Genomic DNA, 21765 nt, shown 5'->3' with positions numbered 1-21765 from the left:
GCATGCCGAGCGTCCTGGTCGTCGAAGACGACCCCAGCATCCGCCAGTCACTCATCGAGGTACTGGCGGAGCACGGGTATGCCGTGCGCAGCGCGGGCGACGGGTTCGGCGCCCTGCGCGAGGTCACGCAGTCGCCCGTCGACGCGGTGGTGCTCGACCTGGGACTGCCCGATCTGGACGGAGGGGACGCATTGCGGATGATCCGCGGCATATCCTCCGTACCCGTGCTGGTCGCCACCGCCCGCGACGACGAGACGGAGATCATCAAGCTCCTCAACGCGGGCGCCGACGACTACCTGGTCAAACCGTTCTCCGGCGGGCAGCTCGTCGCACGCCTCTCCGCCGTCCTGCGGCGCACGAGCCACGTCGCGCCGGCCGGTGCCCCGGCGGGCGCACCGGTGGCGCCGGCCGCCGAACCGCTGCGCCCCACCACCGTGGGCGAACTGGCGGTGGACCCGGGCGCGCGCACCGCGTACCTGGCCGGCCGGGAGCTCCGCCTCACCCGGCGGGAGTTCGACCTCCTGGCGTTCCTCGCCCAGCACACGGGACAGGTCGTCTCCAAGCGCCGCCTGCTGACCGAGGTGTGGCGCGAGCCGTACGTGGACGACCAGACCGTCGACGTGCACCTGTCGTCCCTGCGCCGCAAGCTGGGCGAACGGGCGGCGGCCCCGCGCTACCTGCTGACCGTCCGCGGCGTCGGCATCAAACTGGTGGCCCCGCGTTGAGACGCTCACTTGCCGGAGTGGCGCTCGCCGTGACCTCCATGGTCGCCCTCTCCTTCCTCATACCGCTGGCCGCCCTGGTGATGTCGCTGGTCAAGGAGCAGGGCGTGACCGCGGCCGAGCAGCGGGCCGCCGCCCTGGCGCCCGTCCTCGCGCTGACCACGGACCCGGCGGCCCTGCGGGAGTCCGCCGCGAGCCTGGACGCGGCCGAGCACCTGGTCGTCCATCTGCCGGGCACCGGGCCCCTCGGCAGTTCCAAGGCGCCGGCGTCCCTGCTCGAACGGGCCCAGCGGGGACGCGAGTCCATCTCGCAGGAGGTTCCGCACGGCTGGATCTGCCTGCAGCCGGTGGTGCTCCCCGGCGAGCAGGTCGCCGTCATCGAGAACTTCGTTCCCGAGGCGGAACTGACCCGCGGGGTCAAGGAGTCCTGGGCGGTCATGCTCTTCCTGGCCGTGGGACTGATCGGCGGATCCGTGCTGGTCGCCGACCGCCTCGGCGCGAAGGTCGTCAGGTCCTCGAAGCGGCTCGCGCAGGCCTCGCGCGCACTCGGCCAGGGCGATCTGGACACCCGCGTGGACCCGATGGGCCCCAAGGAACTGCGCGAGGCGGGCGTGGCCTTCAACGCGATGGCGCACCGGATGACCGAACTGCTCGCCGTGGAACGTGAACTCGTCGCCGACCTGTCCCACCGGCTGCGCACTCCGCTGACCGCCCTGCACCTGGCCTCGGAACGGATGGCCGGCACACCGGAATCGGCCAGGGTCGAGGCCGCCGTCGGCGAACTGGAGACGGAGCTCCAGGCCATCATCGCCACGGCCCGCACCCCGCTGGCCGTCGGACCCATGGGCCAGGGCATGCTCGGCGCCGAACCCCTCGCGGGCGACCGCGCCGCCGGCAAGGGAGCGTCCGAGCCCCGCTGCGAGGCGGCCGACGTGGTGCGCCGCCGCACCGCCTTCTGGGCGGTCCTGGCGGAGCAGCAGCAGCGGCCCTGTTGCCTCGACCTCACCCAGGAACCCACCGGCGTGGGCCTCTCCGAGGACGACGTGGCCGCCGTGGTGGACGCGCTCATCGGCAACGTCTTCCGGCACACCCCGTCCGGGACCCCGTTCGGCGTCCACGTCGTGCGCACGGCCCACGCGGTGGAGCTGGTCGTGGAGGACGGCGGGCCGGGCATCCCGGATCCGGAGCGGGCCCTGTCCCGTGGGAGCAGCACCGGTTCCACCGGGCTGGGGCTCGACATCGCGCAACGGGCGGCGACGGCCACGGGCGGCTCGATGCGCATCTCCCGCGGCCCCCTGGGGGGCGCGCACATCACGGTGACGTTCGCACTGGCCACGCCGTCGCCGACGGGCCGTGGCCCCCGCCTCTCCCGGCGACGGCCGACCTGGCGGGCCACCCGCCGGCCCCGGCCCTGAGACCGGAGCCGGCCCGCGCCGGCGGGACGGCGGGACGGCGGGCAGCCGGCGGGTCAGGAGCGCGCCCAGTAGGCATAGCCCTCGCCGGAGTGCGGCTCGCGGAGCCAGCTGCGGGTCTCGAAGCCGTCCAGGCGGCCGTGGCACACGGCCTCCCGTGACACCGTGACACCGAAGTGCGCGGCGATCGCGTCGAGCGCCGCACGGAGCCCGTCGGGAAAGGTGCGCCCCGCGAAGAGGCCGGCGGGTGCGAGCTCCGCGGGTATCTCCCCCATCGTCGTCCGCGTCCCGCCCCGGGCCGTCAGCCCGTAGCGCTGTTCTCCGTTCTCCGCACAGGAGAAGTGGAAGGCCGCGGGGGAATCGGGGCCGCGCTGCGGTTCGTACGTCAGCGTCAGGGCCCGGGTCCCGTGGGAGGCCTCCGTGGCCGGTGACGCGAAACGCTCCTGGGTGGCGGCGTCGATGCCCCGGCCGGAGTGGGCGAAGGCCCAGCCGTCGCCCGCCGCGCCGAACCGGGCCACCGTCCGGTCCTCCCACGGCTCTGCGCCCGGGTGCGCCTGCCATGCGTCCCACGGCGTCAGCGCCGGGCGGACGGTCGCCCCGCCGGCGGCCAGCCGGCGCGGCATCTCGGACGGCTCCACGCCGGCGATCAGCACCATCCGGAACCCGCTGTGGGTTTCCTCCGCGAGCCAGCCCAGACCGTCCGCGGGAGCGGACCCGGTGGCCGGCGGGGCGGACTTCGCGGCGCCGGGGCCGCGTGGGGTGGCCAGCAGGACGCGGCCGCGCGCCGGGGTGAGGACCGGACCCAGGTACGGGTCCGCGAGCAGGCCCACGGGGGCGATGTGGTCGGCGCAGCGGGGCGTCCACGCGGGCAGCGCGGCGGCCAGCACCGACCAGGCCGCCTCCGGCTCCGCCCGCCGGGCCAGCGTGCGTGCCGTCTCCACGGCCTCCCCGAAGGCTCCGTCCGTCCGGTACCGGAACGTCGCCTCACGGATCGCCCGCAGGGTCGCGGCCACGGCGGGCCGGTCCTCCTCGGGATACCGGCGCGTCAGCGATTCCTCCTGGTCCGTGCCGTACGGGGGTTCCGCCCGGCAGGTCAGCGGCACCGCTTCGTGGGCGACGTACGGGTCGGCGAGCGAGGCCCCCGCCTCGGCTCCACTGGCTATGCCGCACAGGACGCCGATCTGTTCCAGAAGGCGCGCCGCCCCCGGCCGGCCGAACGCGCGGGCCTCGGACAGGGCTTCCTCGGCCGCTTCCCACCCGCCGCGCAGGGCGGCCGACCGCGCCTGCTCGACGCGGTCGTCCAGGGCCGTGGTGGTCTCGTTCACGAAGGCCGGCCGGTCCGATGCCATGGCGTGGAACTCCCGGTACGCGTCCTCCATGAAGTGGCGGAAGGACGGAAACCGTTCCGGTGGGCTCCCGCGCCAGGGCGCCCAGGTGTACACGGCCCACTCGCCCCGCTCGTCCACGTCCTCCGGGTCCAGCAGGACGTCGACCATGTCGGACTCGGCGGCGAGTTGGAGCGAGCGGGACCACAGGCCCGCTTGGCGGACCAGGTCCTCGTCGGCGTCGTCCCCGGCGCCGTCCAGCCATATCCCCCGCATGTCGTGCGGGTCGCCGCACCAGCGGAGGTCCTCGCAACCGGCGAGCCGCCAGACGAAGTGGCCCGCGTGGTGCCATCCGTCGGTGACCGCGAGGAAGGACCGCAGCGACGGGGGAAGGGTGCTGCCGAGCCGGGTCTCGGCCGCGGCGATCCGGGCCTCGTCCGCCGGCTCACGGCCCAGCCACCGGGCCGCACGCCGCTCCTCCGCGCCCGGCAGTCCGTCGTGCTCCGGGTCGTACGCGTCGGCCCATTCCCCGCTCCACCTCTCGAGGAAGGGGCGCCACTCGAATCGCATCATGATCGCAAGGGTGGCAGCCCCCACTGACAACGGCCCCGGCCCGCCCGGCCTGCCCTGCCCGCCCAGCCCGTCACGACACCGACGAGGCGGCCGCCCCGGCGGGCTGCCGCGGCCACAACCGCGCCGCGGCGGCGTGGAGGGCGTCCGCGAGGGCGTCGGCCGACGGGTCGGGAACGGCCGCGCGCCGGGCGGTGACGACCCGGCTCGGCGGGTGGCCGGCCACCGGTACGAAGGCGATCCCGGGGCGGGCGTGCCGCAGGGCCGCCCCGGCGGGCAGGAGCCCGACGGCTCCCTCCCACAGGACGGCGTGCAGGCACTCCTCCACGGTGGCCACCACCGGCCCGTGCGCATCGTCCTCGGCGGCGGCGAACCAGTAGGCGCGCCACCGGGCGTCGGTGTCCGGCGGGAGGCGGAAGCGCGGCCTGCCGGCCAGCTCCGCCACCCGCACCCGTTCGCGGCCCGCCAGCGGATCCGCCGCGGGAACGGCCGCCACCACCGGCTCCTCACCGAGCGGGCACACCGTCAGCCCCGTGGTGTCGAAGGGCAGCCGGGTCAGCGCCACGTCCACCAGGCCTTCGCGCAGCCCGGCCGAGGGGTCGGTGACGGGCGCCTCGCGCAGCCGGACCCGTAGCCCGGGACGCTCCCGCCGCAGCGCGGCCAGCGCCGGCGGTCCGGCCTCCAGGCCGGCGCCCGCGACCACCCCGAGTACGAGGACCCGTGCGGCCTCCGCGGCGCGGACCCGCTCGCGGGCGCGTTCGGCTCGCTCCAGCAGGTCCCGCGCCTCGGCGAGCAGCACCTCGCCGGCCGGGGTGAGCCGCGCCCCGGTGGGGATCCGGTCGAACAGCCGGCACCCGAGGTCGGCCTCCAGCTCCCGGATCCGTCTGCTGAGCGGCGGTTGGGCCAGGTGCAGGCGTGCGGCGGCCCGCCCGAAGTGGCCCTCCTCGGCCACCGCGACGAAACAGCGCAACGCTCGCAGGTCCATGACCGGCCACGATACCGATACCGAACCCGTGCGGCCGGAACAGGTCTTGGACGCGGCCCCGGCCTGCGCGGTGAGGTGGTGGCAGGCGCCGGGCGACGGGCCCGTCGCCCCGAACGTCAGGAGCCACCGTGTACGCACACCCCGACGACCTGCACCGCGCTCGATCGGTGGGCGCCAACGCCCCGGCGGAGTTCGCCGCGTGGCTCGCCTTCCAGCAGGCCGTGGACCGGGAGGACGGTGCGGTGCCGCGCCGCTACCGCGAGCTGATATCGGTGGCCGTCGCGCTCGTCACCCAGTGCTCGTACTGCCTGGACGTGCACACCGCCGCCGCCCGCCGGCACGGGGTCACCGCCGAGGAGCTCGCGGAGGCGGCGTTCGTGACGGCCTCCGTCCGCGCGGGCGGCACGCTCGCCCACGCCCTGCTCGCGGACCGCCTGTACGAGCAGCACGGGCACGGCCCGGGGCAGGGCCACGACCACGGCTAGGGCGAGCCGAGGCGGGCCAGCGCCGCGCTGGTGAGGGCGCGGACGCCGGCCGGCAGGGCGGTGCGGGCGTCGGGGGCGAAGTCCGGTGCGTGGTTGGCCGGCAGGGCGGCCAGTTTCTCGGCCGCCGTCGTGCCGGGGGCTCGGGACCAGGCGGCCGGCCCGACCGTGCCGAGCATCCAGTAGCCGAGCCGGATGCCCCGTTCTCCGTGCACGTCCAGGCCCGCGTCGCCGAACAGGGCGAAGTCCTCGGTCGCGAGCGAGGGCGGCCACATCGCCACCCGCTGCGGCCCGAACTCGGCCGCGTGTGCCTCCCGCAGGGCCGCCGTGGCCTCCGGATCGGGGTGGGTGACCGGGGAGGCGGAGGTCCGGACGATCTCGGGCTCCCGGGGGCAGGCCGCGGCGACGCACTCGGCGCGCACGATCCGTTCCACGGCCGCGGCGGCCCGGGACAGCGAGGCCTCGCCCACCGCCCTGACGGTGAGGGCCAGTTCGGCGCGGTCCGGGATGACGTTGGCCCGGTCTCCGGCCCGGAACGAGCCGACGGTCACCGCCACCTGCTCCGCCGGGGCGGCCTCCCGCGCCACCACCGTCTGGAGCCGGGTCACCACGTGGGCCGCCGCGACCACCGGGTCCACGGCGAGGTGCGGCGCGCCCGCGTGCCCGCCCCGGCCGTGCACGACCACCCGGAAGGTGACGCTGCCGGCCGTCATGGGCCCGTACCCGTGCGCGACCATCCCGGAAGGGAGCGGCGCGGCGTGCTGGGCCAGTACGTCGTCCGGGCGGCCGCACCGCCGGTACAGGCCGTCGGCCAGCATCGCCCGGGCCCCTTCGAGGGTCTCCTCGGCCGGCTGCCCGACCACGACGAGGGTGCCGCGCCAGGTCTGCGGCGCCTCGGCCAGCAGTGCGGCGGTGCCCGCCGCCGCGGCCAGGTGCAGATCGTGCCCGCAGGCGTGCGCCGCCTCGCCGTCGGCCGCGTACGGCAGCCCGCTCGTCTCCCGTACGGGCAGGGCGTCGAGTTCGGCCCGCAGCAGGACGGTGGGACCCTCGCCGTTGCGCAGCACCCCGGCGACGCCGTGTCCGCCGATGCCGCGCGTGGTCGCGCAGCCCGCCGACTCCAGCCGCCCGGCGAAGCGGTCCGCCGTGCGCCGCTCCGCTCCCGACAGCTCGGGGTCCCGGTGCAGTTCCAGGTAGAACGCCGTCAGGTCGCGCAGGTGCGCGTCCAGCCGGGCGAGCGGTGCGGGTGTGGGTACGGGAGCGGGGGCGTGGCCGGTCATGCCGACATGGTCGGTCAGTGCGGCGGGAGGCGGAACGGCAGGGCGCTGACACCTCGTGTCAGCAGAGTGTCAGCGGCACGACGGGTCCGGTGCAGGCGGCACCGGCTCTGATGGGGGCAGGCACGGCACAGCCCGGTGCCGGCCCCCACACCGAAGGAGTCATCATGGAGAAGTCGCCGCTCGCCTCGCTCGCGGACGAGATCCTGGAGCTGGAGTCGGAGACCTTCGAGATCTCCGACTACTCGGACGCCAGCGAGGTCGTGCTCGCCGGTTCCACGAGCTGCAGCTCCACCTCGACCTGTTCGTCGACCACCAGCACCACCTCCTGCTCCGCCTGACCCGTCGGGCCGCGGACACCCGGATGCCCCGGTCCTCGCCTGCGCGGGGGCCGGGGCATCCGCCCGTGTCCGGGAGCTACGGGAAGGGGTGCGGGAGCCTGCGGACTTCGGCCTCGGTGAGGTCGGCCGCCCGCAGCCCCGCGCGCCGCGGCGCGCTCCGCAGCCGCGGCAGGTGGGGGGCCCGCTGCCGGGACCAGCCGAAGTCGATGGGCAGCAGCCCGGGCACCACGGCGCAGACCGTGTGCAGCCCGATCCGGCGCTGTTCCGGCGTGGTCTGGTCGACGACGATCACGTCGTGGCCCGCGCGGACCAACTCGTCGACGACGCACAGCAGATCGTCCCGCAGGTCCCCGGTCCGCGGCCGCCCGTGCTCCGTCCAGGTCCGGTACGCGTCGTCCATCGCGCGCACGGCCGCCGGCTCCCGGTAGGGCCGTACGTGCTCCGCCATCGCGGGCAGCCCGTACAGCTGGGCGTGGTCCTTCAGGTGCCGGACCCGGCTGAAGTCCCCAGCCATTGCCTCCAGTTCGGCCCGGCGCTCCTCGACCTGGCGGGGCAGGTGCGGAATGTAGGTGAGCACCTCCGACAGCGCCGCCTCCACCGCCGTCGCCGGATCGAGCGAGGCGCCGGCGCCGAAGGAGAACAGCCCCGGGCCGCCGTCGCGCCGTACCGCGAGCCCGGTCACCACGGGGACGGCCAGATCGATGCGGTTGTCGAAGGCGTGCACGTCGTACCCCTGGAGCGCCGCGCGGTCGGCCATCGTGCGCACCGCCGTCCCCGGCACCGTCGCCAGGTCGATCTCGGTCAGCGGCAGTCCGGCGTACCAGGCGATCAGGAAGGCGTCCCGTTCGACGAGTTCGAGGAGCGCGCCCAGCAGCGCCTCCTCCGGGCAACTGCCGATGGCGCAGCCGTTGGAGCACTCGAAGACGAAGTTGTCGGCGGCGAGCCCCGCGCTGTAGTGCACCAGCCGGGCGGGGACCAGCACGGGACGGTCGTCGCGCAGCGAGTGCCCGTACACCCACGGGATCGGCCGCTGCGGGTCGAAGGGGGACACGAGCGGGTCGTCGCGGTAGGTCTCGGCGGCGTAGAGCCCGCATTCGGCCGGGTCGAGCGCCCGCTCGCCCAGCTCCGCGTAGGAGGCGGTGAGGAGGGTGTTCCCGGTGCGGCGGTGGGTGCCGGCGTACCGTTCGAGCCCCTCCAGGAAGGCGAGGTCACGGCTGGCGGCGAAGCTGTTGGCCTGCCCGCTCCAGGTGACGTCCGTCAGACCCGCGTACCCGCGCATGAAGACGCTCCCCGCGACGGGCGCGGTCGTCGGCGAGGTGACGTTGAGCCAGGTGCCGCCGCCGAGCACCCCCGTCACCGGATTGGCCAGCGCCGCGTACGGCATCGGGTAGGAGTACGCCGCCCGCAGCCGCTGCGCGCCGGGGCCGGGTTTGGGCCGGGACGCGGGCACGAAGGGCCGCGGTGCGTCGGTGCCCCGCGGGCCGCAGTCCGGGCAGAGCGGGTCGGCGGCCAGCGGGTACGTCCGGATCCGCAGCGTCTCCAGGTCCAGCCGGGACACCTGGGGCAGGGTTCGGTCGGCGGCCGCGCCGGCCGGTGCGCCGACCCGGCCGCCGTGGACGGCCTCGTGCAGGGCGTACACCGCGTCGTGCGCGTACGGGGACAGCCGCGGCCACTCGGGGCCGGCGGGCGTGCCCGGTCCGCTGCCCGTCTCCAGTGCGTCGCGCTCGCTGCGGCTGCGCAGCCGCTGGCGGCGCATGGCCAGGCACTGGCCGCACGCCGGTGCGGTGCCGTCACCGCCCCACGGGCCGACCAGCACCTCCCGCGCGCTGAGGTGCACGCTCGCACCGGGCCGGACCGCCTCGAAGGGGTCGGCGGCGCGCGCCCCCAGGGCGTCGTGGACGCCCAGGGTCACCACGACGGCGCCGAGCGGTTCCAGGGCGCGGGCGAGGTCCCGGCGCGCCGCCTCCAGCGGGGTGCCGTCGGGGGCGAGCGGGCGGAGCGGGGTCTTCGTCATGTCCGGTTGCTCCAACGGAAGGTCTTCAGCCCGATCGCGCCGAAGAGGAGGGCGAAGCCGAGCAGCGCCGCCCATCCCGTCCAGATGGCGGTGAGGGAGCCGGTGCCCGTGAGCGCGCCCGTCGCGGCGTCGTTGAGGTAGCGCAGCGGCAGCACGCGCGAGACCGACTGGAGCCAGGACGGCATCATGTCGAGCGGCAGGAACGAGCCGGACAGGAACGCCATCGGCACCATCAGGCAGTTGGCGATGGCGGCGACGGCCTCCGGGGTGTTCGCGTACGTCCCGACGATCACGCCGATCGCGAGGAACGCCGTGATCCCGAGCACGAGGGCGGGCAGCACCAGAGGCCAGCGGCCGTCCAGGACCAGTCCGAAGCCGGGGAGCATCGCCACCGCGACGAACACCGCCGCCTGCACCACGCCCACGCCCAGGGCCAGTACGTAGCGCGAGGCGAGGACGGTCGTCAGCGGGGTCGGCGTCAGCCGGATCAGCCGCAGCAGGTCGTCGCGCCGCCACTGCATCAGCGTGAACGCGATGCCGAAGACGGCCGCGTTGGCGACGCCCCAGGACATCACGCCGGGGGCGATGTACGAGATGTAGGGGCGGCCGGTCTCCTCGACGTCCTGCCCGCTGAAGATCAGGCCGAAGACGACCAGGAAGAGCAGCGGGAAGGCGAAGGTGAAGAAGAGGGTGGCCTTGTCCCGGACCTGCGCCCGGTAGCCGGCGGCGGTCAGGGCCGTGTATGCGCTCATGCCTGGTGCTCCGTCTGCGTGTGGGGTCCTGCCTGGGGGCCGATGCGGGGGGCGGTGTGCGTCGCGGCGCCGGTGAGTTCGAGGTAGACGTCCTCCAGCGTCGCCGTACGGGTCATCACCCCGTCCAGACCGGTGAGTGCGTCCACGGCCTGGAGGACCTTGCCGGGCGCCGTGGTCTCCAGGACGAGCGAGCCGCCCTGGAGGACGGCCCGGTCCACGCCGGGCAGCGCGGCGGCCTCCTCGACGCCGATCCGGCCCACGGGCAGCAGCAGCCGCGACGGGGCGCCGGCCGCGGCGACCAGCCGGTGCGGCGAGTCCAGGGCGGCGATCCGCCCGCCGACGAGGATCGCGACGCGGTCGCACAACGCCTCGGCCTCGTCGAGGTGGTGGGTCGTGTAGACGATCGTGCGGCCCTCGCTCTTGAGGGCGCGCAGCACCTCCCACAGATCGCGGCGGGCCTGCGGGTCGAGGGCGGCCGTCGGCTCGTCCAGGAAGATCAGCTCCGGGCCGTGGACGAGGGCGGAGGCGATGGCCAGGCGCTGGCGCTGGCCGCCGGAGAGGTTCTCCACCATGACGTCACGCTGCTCGGTGAGCCCGACGGTCGCCAGCGTGCGGTCCGCGGCCGCCGGGTCGCAGCGGTAGAGGCCGGCGACCGTGACGAGGTGCTCGCGCGCGCTCTGCCGTACGAAGAACGCCGAGGCCTGGGTCTGTACGCCCATCCGGGGCAGCAGGGCGGTGTTGCGGGGCCAGGGGCTCCGGCCGAGGACGCGAACCGTGCCGTCGTCGGCCTGCCGCAGTCCCTCCATGATCTCGATGAGGGTGGTCTTGCCCGCCCCGTTGGGGCCGAGCAGCCCGAAGAACTCGCCGCGGCGCACGTCGAGGGACACCCCGTCCACCGCCCGGCGGTCGCCGTAGCGTTTGTGTACGTCCTGGACGGCGATGGCCGGGGAGTCGGGCGGCTGGGTGCTGTCTGTTGTCATGGGTCGTGCGTCCCTCTGTGTGTGGGTGCTTGATGCGGTGCGTGGCTTCAGGTGGTGACGGCGTACCAGACGGCTCCCGTGAGGCCGGCCGTCAGCAGCAGGACGAGCACGGCGGAGCCGATTCCGTATCCGAGGTAGAGCCGGCGGGCCCGCGGCGGGTACGCGGCCGCGGCCGCCCGGTCGCGCATCCGCAGACGCAGGTACCCCGAACTGGCGGGCGCCAGCCGTGTCACGCGCAGCCCGTGGCCGAGCATCGTGTAGCCGTCCAGCGGTGGCAGCGGGATCAGGTTGACGAGCGCCTGCGCGCTGCCGGCGAGCAGGAGCGCGGCGAGCACCCGGCGGGTGGGGTCGCCCTCGGGCAGCGCCGCCCACCAGACGGAGAACGGCAGCAGGAACAGCAGGTTGGCGAAGGCGCCCGCGGCGGCGACCGCCGCCTGGTGCCGACGCCGTTCCAGGAAGCGGTAGTTGTCCACGGTGCAGTACATGATGGCGACGGGCAGCCGCCAGCGGAGCCCGATCTCGCCGACGGTCCCGCCGACGTGCCGGGCCGCGACTCCGTGCGCGAACTCGTGCAGGGCCGTGCTCAGCCACAGGAGGGTGGCCACCGCCGCCAGGGGCACCGGATGGCGCAGCAACCAGCCGAAGGCGTCGGCGAGTTCACCCAGCGATGCGGCGAGCACGGCCTCCATGGCCAGGCAGCCGAGCAGCAGGACGCCCAGCACCACCGGGTGCAGCAGCGGGCGCAGCGCGCGGTGCAGCCGGGCCGTGGTGGCGTCGGCGTCCGCGACCAAGCGCAGCGTGCCGCGGAGCAGGGTGCCCCGCAGCGGTGGGCCGGGCGGCTCGGGTGCGGGCGGCGGGGGGCCGCCTGCGAGCAGCCGGCGGGTGCCGAGCAGGGCCAGCAGCTGTTGCCAGTTGCCCTCGCCGAGCCGCCGCCCGAAGGTTCGGCCGTACTCGACGCCGATCTCCGCCAGGCTGCGGGAGCCGTCCAACCGGGAGACGAGGAAGAACTCCTTGGGCCCGATCTCGAACGAGGCCCCGGTCACCGGGTCCTTGACCAGGTGGACGGTCGCCGGCCCGTCGAGCAGCGGCGCGGAGAGCAGGATCTCCGGCCGCAGGGCGGGCCGGTGGTCCAGCAGCCCGGCCGGGCCCGGGGCGGGTGCGGGGCCGGTCACGGGGCGACCGCCGCGCCCTCGGTCCGGCCGCCGGTCCGGCCCTCACCGTCACCGTCGCTGTCGCTCTCCCGCAGGACCCGGCCCAGCAGGTGCGCCAGGTACGCCTCGTCGCGGATGGTCACGTGCAGCCGGTTGTTGGTCATGTGCATGTACGGGGAGAGCAGCAGCGGCAGGGCCACGGCGGGATCCGTGACCTGCTCGTCGCGGGTTCCGTCCCAGGAGCGGAAGACGAGGTCCCCGGCGATGGCGAGCGCCTCGGCGCGCTCGCGCAGCTCGCGGCAGTGCTCCGCCCACCCGGCGAGGAAGGCCGGCAGCCGGCCGGTGTCCCCGGAGGCGAGCGCCTCGCGCACGGCGGCGAAGCGGCGGCCGAGCCCGGGCGCGGTCTGCTCATAGCTGCGGTCGTACTCCTCGGATCCGATGAACCCGGTGCCGGGAAAGGCCTGGTGCCAGAACTCGTAATACCTGTCGAGATATCCGGTGAGTTCCTCGCGCTCCGGCAGGAAGACTCCCGCCATGACCATCATCAGCTGGGCGGAGGTGCCCAGCAGTACGGTCCGCAGATGGAGGTTCATGCGGTGCAGGGCGTCGATGACCAGATCGCTGGAGCGGGCGAAATGCCATTCGGCGAGTTCGACGCCGGCGGGGCCGCCGTACTTCCCGAATTCGGGCTCGTACGGTTCCCGGGAGAACGAATTGTTCGGCCGCAGGTTCATCCGTCCGTCGGGACCCATGAACGCGGCCCGGTCCCCTTCCGGGAACTCGATGTCGAACAGCGTGTTGTAGAACTCGTTGAGGAATCCGGAGTCGACCTCGTACAGGGCCGGGCGGGCCTTGAGGAACGCGGCGACGGCTTCCTCGGCGCGCCGCCGCACCTCGGGCCCGGCCCCGGGGGTGGCCGGCCGCAGCCGCAGCCGTACGTGCGGCCCCTCCAGCCAGTAGTTGATGAAGAAGTGCCCGGCGAGCAGCCCGTCGGCGGTGAGCCCGGCGATCAGCGGCCGGACGCACTGCACCAGCAGCGGCTGCGGGTTGGCGGCGTAGAAGATGTGCAGGGCCTGCCAGGCGCCGCGGGTCTCGGCACCTGCGCCGGGGGTGGACGGGGTCATCTCGGACATCGCGTGCCGCCTTCCTGGTCTCTGATGGTCAAGGTGTGCGTCTCGACGGCCAGTTCGGCTACGTGGGCGCCGCGCGCCGAGTGCGCGTGCGGGCCGTCGGGGTCGGGGAGCATCTCGCGGAAGACGACCCGGTGCGCGGGTTCGCGCAGCAGCGCCTCGAAGGCCGCGAGGGAGAGGAGGCTCGCGAAGTCGACGTACTGCGGCTTGGCCCCGGCGGCCGAGGGGCCGGCCGAGACGGTGGCGAACACCTGCTCGGGCAGGCCGTGGGCGCGGCGCCAGCGCTGCCAGTCGAGGAAGTGCCCGGCCTCCTGGGCCCCCTGGACCGGCAGGTCGCCCGCCGTGGTGGTCCAGCTGCGCCGGCTGAGCACGACGTCGCCGTGCACCACGCGGGGCCGGGCGGTCACGTTGTCGTGCGTCGCCGGGCCCTCCGGCACGCCGGCCCACACGTCGAGCGGTGACATCGACGACGGGGACAGCAGCAGGAGGGTGCGCGGGATCGCGGGCAGTGCGAGCGGCACCAGATAGCCGAGGTAGACGGGGATCACCTCGCGGCCCAGGCGCCGCGAACGCAGCACCACCCGCCCGGTGTGCGGCACGTGCTCGGCGTACAGGTCGTCGAGGTGGAGCCGGCGCTCCGGCGGGAGCGTGCCGCTCTCCCCGGGGCAGACGATCTCGTGGTCGGTCAGCTGCCCGTGCAGGTTCAGATTGGTGGTGACCGGCCCGCCGGTGACCTCGGCCAGGACCGCGCCCGGCGGGGTGACCCGGCTTGCCGTGGCGCGCAGTTCGGCCGAGAAGCCGCCGTCCGTTCCGTCCGTTCCGTCCGGCCCGTCCGGCCCGTCGTAGACGTGCGTGAACCGGCTGAAGGGGAAGGACAGTCCGCCGTACGAGCGGTTCAGCACGGTCAGCGGGGTCCCGTCGGCGGGATCGCGGGCGAGCTGGAGGTGGTGGCAGCGGGGCGCGAAGTCGGGTGTCACCGAGTCGAGCTCGTCCGCGACCGCCGCCAGGTCCGCCTCGTCGAGGCGGAGCACGGCCGGACCCGTTCCCTCGGCCCCGGCCGTGCCCTCGTACGCCGACCAGGCCTGCCGCATCCGGCCGATGAACGCCCGCCGGGCCGCGTCCAGGGCCCGGATGCCCGGCAGGCCGAGCCAGTTCTCCTCCGGCACGTACTCGCCGCTCTCGTCGAACGGCTTGCGCCGTGCGGTGAAGGACAGGTACTGGTCGAAGAAGTCCTCGTGGAAGTCGTGCACCAGCCCCAGGAGGTCCTCGCAGCGGCCGCCGGCTCCGTACCGCGCGGTGAAGAACCCCTCGAAGGTGATCCGCTGGGCCAGGGTGAGGTCGAAGGCGGGCAGGATCCGTTCGACCGAGCGCAGCGCCGCCCAGTCCCGGGGCGGGCAGGGCAGTTCGCGGCCCGCGCTCACGTCCTCGTACAGCAGGGTCTGCGGCAGGGCCGCGTCCGGTGCGCCGAGTTCCTCCTGGGCCCGGTGCAGCCCGGTGCGCAGCACCCGCAGCAGCCCGGCCCGTTCCGCGTGCCCGGCGGCGGGGTAGGCGGCCAGGGCCTCGGCGGGTGCTTCGAGCAGGGCGGCGAGCCGGTCCGCCCAGGGCCGCTCCAGCGAGGCCAGCGACTGCCGGAAGGACCGCAGCGGGTCCCCGCTGTGGACCTCGGTGTCGAGGCAGGGCACGCGCACCATGCCGAACTGGAGGAGGGCGGAAACGTACGCCTCGCAGTCCGCGGGGTCGGCGGCGTGCTCGGCGGCCAGCCAGTCGGCCAGCTCCCGGTGGCGCAGCTCGGGCCGCTCGGCGAACAGGCCGAGGAGGCGGTCGAGGGTGCCGCTGCGGCGCAGGAAGAACAGCCGGTCCTTGACCGCGTCGAAGGTGACGGCGGCCGCGTCGTCGCCGGCGGTGACCGAGCGCCGCACGTAGCGGATCCGGTCCTCCTCGTGGCCCCAGCCCGAGGCCAGGCGCAGGGGGAGGTCCCGGCGGCGCACGGGATCGGCCAGGATCAGCTCGGCGAGCCGGGCGAGGACGACGACGTTGAGGCGGACGTGGCTGGTCCATTCATCGGCCACCCGCAGGCCGTCGGCACCGTCGGCACCGGCACCGTCGGCTCCGGCACCGTCCGTGAAGCGGCCGGTGGCCACCCCGGTGAAGGTGCTGAAGGGGCTCGTCTTGCAGGCCGTGCGGTACACGTACGACAGCACCGACCGCTCGGCCTTGCGGGCCCGTCCCGTCGGCACGCCGCCCGTGCGCGCGTAGCCGTCCAGCTGCCCTTCGAGCACCGGAGAGGCCAGCAGCAGGCCGAGCCGCAGCCGTTCGTCGGCCACCAGCTCCCGCAGGGCGGTCCGGTTGCGGGCCAGGTCCGCGGTGAGCAGCGGCGGTCCCTCGGCCAGCAGCTTGTCGAACAGCCGGCGCCGGTGGAGCCAGCCGGCCAACTGATCGGCGGCAGCCTCGTCCACGGCCGCGACGGCCTCCACGGCCGCCTCCGTCGACGCGTCCGGCTTGGCCGGCAGCCGGTCGTTGTGGATCTGGCGGCGCAGCCGCAGCAGGGCGCGGCGCCGGGCCGCGCCCGGGCCGTCGGGTGCCGGGTCGGTGGCTCCGACGGCCCCGTGGAGCACGTCGCCGAGCCGCGCGGCGCCCTCGCGCAGTGCCGCCTCGGCGGCGAGGACGTCCTCGGCCCAGCGGCGGGTGTCCGCGGCGCGCAGGGCGTCGACCGCGGACAGCGGCAGCCCCGCGACCCGCAGCATGAAGCGGTCGCCCGCATGCCACTCGGTGGTGTTCATCGTCCCGCTCCCTTCAGGCGATTTCGTGACGGAAGTCGGCCGGCCGCGGGCGCTCGTGGCCCAGCAGCATGATCAGCAGGGGTGCCTCGTCGGTGCCGGTCAGCCCGAGCTCCTCGATGTACGCGATGTTGTCGAAGCCGAGTGCCACTCCGGCGCCCAGTCCGAAGGCCGCGGCAGTGGTGTAGAAGGTCTGTGCGACGGCGCCGATGGTGCCGCCGACGAGCCGGTAGCCGCGGTCGCCCACGGAGTCCAGGACGGCGGTGGTGCGGACCGTCGGGACGAACACCGCACCGGCCTGTTCCAGGTTGTAGTTGGAGAGGAAGTAGGTGCGCTGGAGGAAGGGGCCGGGCGGTCCCGGCTTCACCGGGCGCAGGGTGTGCGCGGCCGGATCGTAGGCGTACGCACCGGGGGCGATGCCCTCGACGTGGTTGACGAACGCGTACAGCGAGGTGAGCGGGGGGCCGTCCGGGCGTTCGGCCTCCGTGCCGTACCGGGTGGCCGCGCAGTCGGCCAGCGCGGCGGCGAGCTCCTCGGCCGCGACCGGCCGGGAGGCCTCGAACCGGCCGAAGCTGCTGCGGCGTTCGCGCAGGGCCCGCCCGGTGGCGGCCGGCGGCGCGGGGGGCGGCGGCAGCGGCAGCGGATCGGCGCCCCGGGGCGGAAGGGCGGCGGCCGCGTCCAGCGCGCCCGGCTCCGGACGGTCGGCGGCCCGGCCGGCGGTGGCCTCGTGGATGCGCAGCAGCGTCTCGAACGCGAGAACCCGGCGGGAGCGTTCGACGTCCCGGTGGCGGACGGCGACGTCGGCCGTGGGGCCGCTTCCCCCGGCCGCCGGCGCGCCCCCGCCCTCCCAGGTGAGCGGTACGACCGCGAAGACGCCCTCCTCCTCGGGCGCCACGCCCAGCAGCCGGGCCAGGCGCTCCTCGTCGAACCACAGCACCGGGTCGATCCGCAGCCCGTACTGCGCCGCCCACAGGCGCCAGGTCTGTACGAGCGCGCCCACGTCCATGCTCACGGCGTGGAAGGAGAAGCTGTTGTACTTGAAGGCGTTCTGCCAGTACTTGACGCTGAGGACGAGGTACTGCGTCGCCTGCGCGGCCGCGCCGGCCCCGGAGCCGAGGGCCTCGCGGACCTGCCCGGTGACGTCGCCCGTCAGCAGGCGTCGCAGGCCCTGCTGGTGGGGCGCGTAGTGGTAGAGCCCCGGTGTCAGCGGCCCGCCGGGCCCGGCCGCCCAGTGGATGCCCACCGGGTAGAGGCCGCCGCCCGATGCCGTGCCCCGCGACCAGTTCGCCTGCGTGTAGTGCGGCAGCGCGGCCAGGTCGGTGTTCGCCTGGACCGCGAGACGGCGCCCGGTCAGCCCGTACGAGTCCCGGAGCATCGCGGACAGCAGCGGCAGGGTGAACCCCGCGGCGGGCCGCCGCGCGACCGCATCCGCGTCCGGTTGCGCTGTCGGCAACGGGAGCGTCTCGGCGTCCGGGTGGAACTTGGCCTTGCGGGGCCGGTCGGCCCAGTCGGGCACGAAGTCGACGGGCTCCATCGGGACCCGGCCGCGGTGCATGATCTCGTGGGCGTAGACATGGGCGTAGCCCATGGGTCCTCCTACGTTCGGGTGGGACGCCGGTGGCGGCGGCCGGGTCAGGGGAAGGGGTGGGGGGCCGGGTTCAGGTCGCCGGGATCCAGCGCGCGCTCGCGCAGCCCGGCGGTGAACAGGGCCGTCCGCATCCGCGGCATGCCGAGGGCCCGCTGCCGGGACCACCCGAAGTCGATGGGGAGCAGCCCGGGGACGAGCACGCTCACGGTGTGCAGACCGAGGGCGCGCTGTTCGGGCATCGTCTGGTCGACGACGACCACGTCGAAGCCCTCAGCCGTCACCGCCGAGACGCACCGCTCCAGGTCGGTGCGCACGTCGTCGGACGCGTCCGAGCCCCACCGGTCGGGCCACCGCAGCTCGGCCACGGTCCGCGGCCGCCCGTCGCCCCGCGGGCGCAGCAGGAAGTCCGCGTACCGGCCCATCTCCGGGATCCCGTACACGAGCGGATGGTCGTGCAAAGCCGTGACCAGGTCGAAGTCGGCAGCCATGGCGCGCAGTCGGGCCTCGTCGCGCTCGGTGCGCCCGGGCAGGTTGACGGCGTCCGTGGCGATCTCGCAGAGCGCCGAGTCCAGGGCGGACTCCGGGTCGAGGCCGGCTCCCGCACCGAAGCACATCCGGCCGGGGCCGCCGTCGAACCGCTCGGCCACCGCCGTCACGACGGGGATCGGGAAGGTGATGCGGGTGTCGAAGAACCGGGCCCGGTAGCCGTACATGGCCAGCCGGTCGACCATCGCGCGGGTCGACGGCCGGGTGCTGCTCGCCGGGTCGATCTCGGGGAGCGGCTGCTGCCCGTACCAGGTGAGCAGGAAGGCGTCGCGCTCGACGACCTCCATCAGCCCGAAGTACACGGCCTCCGCCTGACTGCCCCCGGAGGCGCAGCCGTTGGAGCTCTCCTGTACGAACCGGTTCTCCAGGCCGGGTGCGTGATAGTACGTCAGGATCTCCGGTACGAGGCGGGGCACCCGGTCCCGCAGCGACCAGCCCCACACCCATGCGATCTCCCGGTCCGGGTCGAAGGGGCGTACGCGCGGGTTCTGCCGGTGGAAGGCCCCGTCGTACAGGCCCACTTCCCGCGGGTCGACCGCATCGGCGCCGAACTGCTTCAGCGAGCCGGTGACGCTCGTGGTCCGCGCCCGCGCCCGCATCCCCGCGTAGCGCTCCAGCCCCTCCAGCACGCCCACGTGCGCGCTGCGCGCGAAGGAGTCGGTGTGGCCGCCCCAGAACGTCTCGCGCAGGTACGGGCCCGAGCGCATGGAGAAGCAGCCGATGGTCGCGGACGTGGAGGTGGAGGAGACGTCCTGGACGAGGGTGGGTCCCAGCGCCCCGCACAGGGGGTTCGCGAAGGCGGCCACCTCGATGCCGTACGACTCGACGGGGCGGGTGCGGAAGACCCCTGGCCGGTACTTCGGCGCGGGCGGCAGCTCGGGCACCGCCCCTTCCGCGGTGTCCTCCCCGGGCGTGGCGCACGCCGGGCACTCGGGGTCGGGGACCAGCGGGTACCGGCGTACGGAACCGGTCCGCAGGTCCAGCAGCCGGACCTCGGGGAAGACCCCCGCGGGTGGGGTTCCGGGCCGGGGCCCGGCTGCCGCGGCGATCAGGGCGGCCAGCGCGTCGGCGGCGAAGGCGTGCGCGTACGGCCAGTCGCCGGCGGCCCGCGTGCCGCCGCCGAGCTCCAGGGCGTCGCGGAGCGCGACGGACCGTACGGCCTGCCAGCGGCGTTCCAGGCACCGGGCGCAGCCTCCGGGCGCGCCGACGACCGCCTGGTGCCCGTACAGGTGCACGGGCACGGGCGCGCTGTCGCCGGGGCGCGGGGCGGGCGGGGGCCCGGGCCGGGTGAAGGCGTCCCCGAGGCCGAGGGCCGACAGCGTCACGCGGGGACCCCCGAGCGCCTCCAGGGCGTGGCCCAGCAGTGCGGTGAAGCGGGCCGCCGCGTCCGGACCGAGCGCGGTGGCGACCTCGGGACCGGCCGTCAGCGGGTCAGTGGTCATCGCCCGGCTCCTGGGCGGCGGTGAGCAGCACTCTGGCGGTGTACAGCCCGGCCGAGGCCAGGTCCGCGCCCCCGGTGGGAACGGCGTAAGCGTCACGGCCCGCCGCCCGCAGCCGGTCCAGGACCTCGGCCCAGCCGGCGGCCTCGTTCCCGGTGGCGGCCTCGCTCCCGGCGGCGGGCCGGGCGTCGGCGGGCTTGGCGTCTTCGGCGGGCCGGGCGTCTTCGGACACCGTCAGCGTGCGGGCGTCGAGGTCCCGCAGCAGCGGATCGCCGGTGTCGGCCGGTCCGCCGGACGCGGCGGCGTCCCGTTCGTACTGCACGGCGCCGAGCAGGTCCCGCAGCGCGGCCACCGTCGCCGTCCGGCCGTCCAGGCCGGCGCCCACGGCCCAGCGCTCCCCCGCCCGGGCGAGCAGCACCCGCACCCCGGAGCGGCCGCCCTCGCCGAGGTCCAGGAGCTCGACGTCCAGCCCGAGGCGCTCCGCCGACCGTACGAGGAAGGCGAGTTCGGCATCCGGCGTCTCGTCCGTCAGCGGTACGGGCGCCGCCGCGGCCCCGCGCACCGCCCGCAGCAGGGCGTCGTGGGCCAGGGCGGACAGCAGGCCCGCGGCGGCCGCGTCGGCGGGCGACGGTCCGGCGCCGGCTCCCGCGCGGGTGCGCTCGAAGAGCCGGTCGCCGTTGTGCGGCCCGAAGGGGCGCACCGCCCCCGCGGGCACCAGCGCGGGCTCCTTCGTGACGAGCGACACGGCCCGCTGCCAGGCGGCGGCCGTGCCCGGCAGACCGGAGGCGATGGTCAGCGAGCCTTCGGCGACCGCCCCCTCGCCGCGGGCCACGACCCCGTAAGCGGGGACGACGTGTTCGGCGTAGACCACGGCCGCGGCGTCGAGGGCCCGCATCCGCGCCCCGGCGACGTGGTGGACGTCGAAGGCCGCGACGGTCCGGGGGCCGGTGTGGCCGACGCCCAGTTGCACCACGCCGAGTTTGAGGGGGATCTGGGTGAGCGGCTCGTCCGCGTAGCGCGTGAAGACGCCGGTGTACGGGCGGACGAGCGCGGAGCGCCGGTTCAACTCCTCCACCAGGGCGTCCGCTTCGCGTGCGGTCTCCAGGGTGGGCAGGGCGGGCGTCCCGGAGGTTCCGGCGGCGGAGAGGTCCACGGGAGCCACGGCCTCCCGTGCCGCCTCCGCGTCCGGGGCGCAGAACGGGCACCGGGGGTGGGCCAGGAGCGGCTCCGCCGTGACGTCCAGCGAGGCCATGTCCTGCACGATCACCTGGCCCGCGGTCTCGGCGGGCAGGGCTCCCGACGTGGTGCGGAAGACCTCGTACCCGAGGAGGTTGCCGATCATCGCGGCCAGCGGCCGCCCCGGCTCCGGGACGGCCGGCGCGGGGCTGCCGGGCAGGGCCAGCGCGCTCCACAACTCGGCCGCGGCGGCGGTGTCCCGGCCGGCGGCCGCACCGAGCCGGAGCGCGGCGCAGGCCCAGCAGCCGGGGGTGCCGTGCGCCATGAGGGGGCCGATCACGGCGTCGGATCCGTACGACCAGGCCGGGAGCAGGGTGCGGCCGGCCGGGATCCCGGCGCGCAGCAGCGGCAGCAGCCGGGCGGGGGCGGTCCGGCCGCCGGTGACGACCACGAGGTCGTAGTCGGCCAGTGCGGACCAGGTGGGCTCCTGGCGGACGGCCGGGGGCAGGGCGCGGAGCTCGACCGGACAGCCGTCGGCGACGGCTTCCGCGGCCTCCGCGTCGAGTGCCGGGGTGCCGGGGCCCGGCAGTACGCCGACGGCCGCGCAGCCGTTGCGTATCAGGCTCGTGGCGCACCAGCGGGCCACGTCATCCTCACCGAGGACGGCCACCCGGGTCTCCCGGAAGCGCAGGAACCGCGCCTCGGCGTCGTCGGCGTAGTGGTCGGCGTAGGCGATCTGCGGGGCGTACCGGCGGGCCACGTTCGGGGCGAGCGCCGCCGGCGCGGCGGCCGGCCCGGCGGGGGCGGTGACGGGCCGGGCGAAGTCCCGTTCGTACAGGGTCCGCACGAGGTCGCCGACCATCTTCCGCTGCGCCTCGCCCAGGCCCCGGCACAGGTCTGCGACCGAGTGCTCGCCGGTGAGGTGGGGGACGATCAGCGTCGCGAAGCGGTACGCGGACTTGGCCGTGAGGCGGAAGCCGCCGTCCGCGTTGTGGAACAGCACGCCGTCCGGCGTCTCGGTGAACAGCACGTCCCGGCGGATCCGGGGACGGGTCGCGGCAACGTCTTGATAGCTGGCGTGAGCCATGGGGACACCCCTGA

General features: G+C 75.4%; 16 protein-coding genes. 4 read left to right on the top strand and 12 right to left on the bottom strand.

The window, feature by feature from the left end:
- Window positions 1-2: 2 nt before the first annotated feature.
- Window positions 3-725 carry a response regulator transcription factor gene (locus tag AB0D29_RS21300; protein WP_362856183.1) on the top strand — a complete coding sequence of 241 codons (723 nt, stop codon included), beginning with the start codon at window positions 3-5 and terminating at the stop codon, window positions 723-725.
- Window positions 722-2137 (top strand): HAMP domain-containing sensor histidine kinase, encoded by a 1416-nt coding sequence (locus tag AB0D29_RS21295; RefSeq protein ID WP_362856181.1) that lies wholly within the window; start codon window positions 722-724, stop codon window positions 2135-2137. The genes AB0D29_RS21300 and AB0D29_RS21295 overlap by 4 nt, the downstream gene beginning before the upstream one ends.
- A 53-nt stretch (window positions 2138-2190) precedes the next feature.
- Here AB0D29_RS21295 and AB0D29_RS21290 read toward each other — a convergent pair whose 3' ends face one another.
- A complete protein-coding gene (locus AB0D29_RS21290; protein WP_362856179.1) occupies window positions 2191-4032 on the bottom strand; it encodes an SMI1/KNR4 family protein in 1842 nt (613 codons plus the stop codon).
- Between the two features lie 70 nt (window positions 4033-4102).
- Window positions 4103-5014, bottom strand: a complete 912-nt coding sequence (locus tag AB0D29_RS21285) for a LysR substrate-binding domain-containing protein (RefSeq protein WP_362856177.1) — start codon at window positions 5012-5014, stop codon at window positions 4103-4105.
- 128 nt (window positions 5015-5142) lie between these two features.
- Here AB0D29_RS21285 and AB0D29_RS21280 point away from each other — a divergent pair, with 128 nt between their 5' ends.
- Window positions 5143-5499, top strand: a complete 357-nt coding sequence (locus AB0D29_RS21280) for a carboxymuconolactone decarboxylase family protein (protein WP_362856175.1) — start codon at window positions 5143-5145, stop codon at window positions 5497-5499.
- On the opposite strand, the gene AB0D29_RS21275 is transcribed toward AB0D29_RS21280, so the two are convergent.
- Window positions 5496-6773 carry an amidohydrolase gene (locus tag AB0D29_RS21275; RefSeq protein ID WP_362856173.1) on the bottom strand — a complete coding sequence of 426 codons (1278 nt, stop codon included), beginning with the start codon at window positions 6771-6773 and terminating at the stop codon, window positions 5496-5498. The two genes, AB0D29_RS21280 and AB0D29_RS21275, sit on opposite strands and share 4 nt — an antisense overlap.
- A gap of 164 nt (window positions 6774-6937) precedes the next feature.
- Between AB0D29_RS21275 and AB0D29_RS21270 the strand changes: the two genes are divergently transcribed.
- A complete protein-coding gene (locus AB0D29_RS21270) occupies window positions 6938-7111 on the top strand; it encodes a thiazolylpeptide-type bacteriocin (RefSeq protein ID WP_007268044.1) in 174 nt (57 codons plus the stop codon).
- A gap of 76 nt (window positions 7112-7187) precedes the next feature.
- On the opposite strand, the gene AB0D29_RS21265 is transcribed toward AB0D29_RS21270, so the two are convergent.
- Genes AB0D29_RS21265 through AB0D29_RS21225 form a run of 9 tightly spaced genes read right to left on the bottom strand, consistent with a single transcriptional unit; the run spans window position 7188 to window position 21751 of the window.
- A complete protein-coding gene (locus AB0D29_RS21265) occupies window positions 7188-9125 on the bottom strand; it encodes a TOMM precursor leader peptide-binding protein (RefSeq protein ID WP_362856171.1) in 1938 nt (645 codons plus the stop codon).
- A complete protein-coding gene (locus AB0D29_RS21260; protein ID WP_362856169.1) occupies window positions 9122-9877 on the bottom strand; it encodes an ABC transporter permease in 756 nt (251 codons plus the stop codon). Before AB0D29_RS21260 ends, AB0D29_RS21265 begins: the two co-directional genes overlap by 4 nt.
- On the bottom strand, window positions 9874-10857 hold the full coding sequence (locus AB0D29_RS21255; protein WP_362856167.1) for an ABC transporter ATP-binding protein: 984 nt from the start codon (window positions 10855-10857) through the stop codon (window positions 9874-9876). The genes AB0D29_RS21260 and AB0D29_RS21255 overlap by 4 nt, the downstream gene beginning before the upstream one ends.
- A gap of 47 nt (window positions 10858-10904) precedes the next feature.
- Entirely contained in the window at window positions 10905-12029 is a 1125-nt protein-coding gene (locus AB0D29_RS21250) for a peptidase M50 (protein WP_362856165.1), read from the bottom strand.
- A complete protein-coding gene (locus AB0D29_RS21245) occupies window positions 12026-13132 on the bottom strand; it encodes a lantibiotic dehydratase C-terminal domain-containing protein (protein WP_362856350.1) in 1107 nt (368 codons plus the stop codon). The genes AB0D29_RS21250 and AB0D29_RS21245 overlap by 4 nt, the downstream gene beginning before the upstream one ends.
- Window positions 13129-15918 carry a lantibiotic dehydratase gene (locus AB0D29_RS21240; protein WP_362856163.1) on the bottom strand — a complete coding sequence of 930 codons (2790 nt, stop codon included), beginning with the start codon at window positions 15916-15918 and terminating at the stop codon, window positions 13129-13131. Before AB0D29_RS21240 ends, AB0D29_RS21245 begins: the two co-directional genes overlap by 4 nt.
- A gap of 13 nt (window positions 15919-15931) precedes the next feature.
- Complete coding sequence (locus AB0D29_RS21235; protein WP_362856161.1) at window positions 15932-17503, bottom strand: SagB family peptide dehydrogenase; 1572 nt, start codon at window positions 17501-17503, stop codon at window positions 15932-15934.
- Between the two features lie 44 nt (window positions 17504-17547).
- Window positions 17548-19491 (bottom strand): TOMM precursor leader peptide-binding protein, encoded by a 1944-nt coding sequence (locus AB0D29_RS21230; protein ID WP_362856159.1) that lies wholly within the window; start codon window positions 19489-19491, stop codon window positions 17548-17550.
- On the bottom strand, window positions 19481-21751 hold the full coding sequence (locus AB0D29_RS21225) for a TOMM precursor leader peptide-binding protein (protein WP_362856157.1): 2271 nt from the start codon (window positions 21749-21751) through the stop codon (window positions 19481-19483). Before AB0D29_RS21225 ends, AB0D29_RS21230 begins: the two co-directional genes overlap by 11 nt.
- Between the last annotated feature and the right edge of the window lie 14 nt (window positions 21752-21765).

Source organism: Streptomyces sp. NPDC048424, from assembly GCF_040651555.1.
GTDB lineage: Bacteria > Actinomycetota > Actinomycetes > Streptomycetales > Streptomycetaceae > Streptomyces.
This window is presented reverse-complemented; position numbering and strand designations above follow the sequence as displayed.